At 32.2% G+C, this 602-nt stretch carries 2 pseudogenes; both read right to left on the reverse strand.

Going from position 1 to position 602, the window contains the following annotated elements:
- Nucleotides 1–270: pseudogene (locus OU788_RS12655) on the reverse strand (IS3 family transposase); the annotation flags it as partial.
- Between the two features lie 128 nt (nt 271–398).
- A pseudogene (locus OU788_RS12660) lies at nt 399–602 on the reverse strand (hypothetical protein); the annotation flags it as partial.

Raw genomic sequence — 602 nt, forward strand, 5'->3', positions numbered from 1 at the left:
ATAATGGGTTCGTTCTCTACTTTTTACATAGGTAATATCACTAACAAAGTATTGTTCTGGACGCACTATCTTTGTTTCTTTGATTAGATTGGGGTATTTGCGTAACCAATGTTTAGAGTTAGTGGTTTTAGTGTAATTCTTTTTAGGTTTGATTAACATGGATTCTGAGCGTAAATAATCAAATAGGGCATCTCTACCTATTTTTATTTCTTGATTATTAAACTCATCCTTTAGTAAATAATACAACTTTCGAGTACCTATTCTAGGCATTTGCATGCGTATTTTTAGGACTAAAGGTTTAATTTTAGAACGTTTTGCTCTTCGAGTGTTCTCTCGCTTAATGCTTTGATAGAATCCTTGTCTTGATATCTCAAACAATCGACAACAACGAGATAAACTTATCCTTTGTTCTTGTCTGATGCCTTGGATTGTTGAGATAAATACTTTTTTCTAATAGAAGTCCCATATTGACTATCAGAAATATCAATCATTTTATTGAGGATCAGGTTCTTTAACTTCTGATCTTCTAATTCTCGTTCTAATCGCTTTATTTTTTGGGCAGGTGTTTCTTTGGATTTTGATTTCATTAGTAAGGCAGGTTT

The organism is Tenacibaculum sp. L6 (assembly GCF_028823685.1).
GTDB lineage: Bacteria > Bacteroidota > Bacteroidia > Flavobacteriales > Flavobacteriaceae > Polaribacter.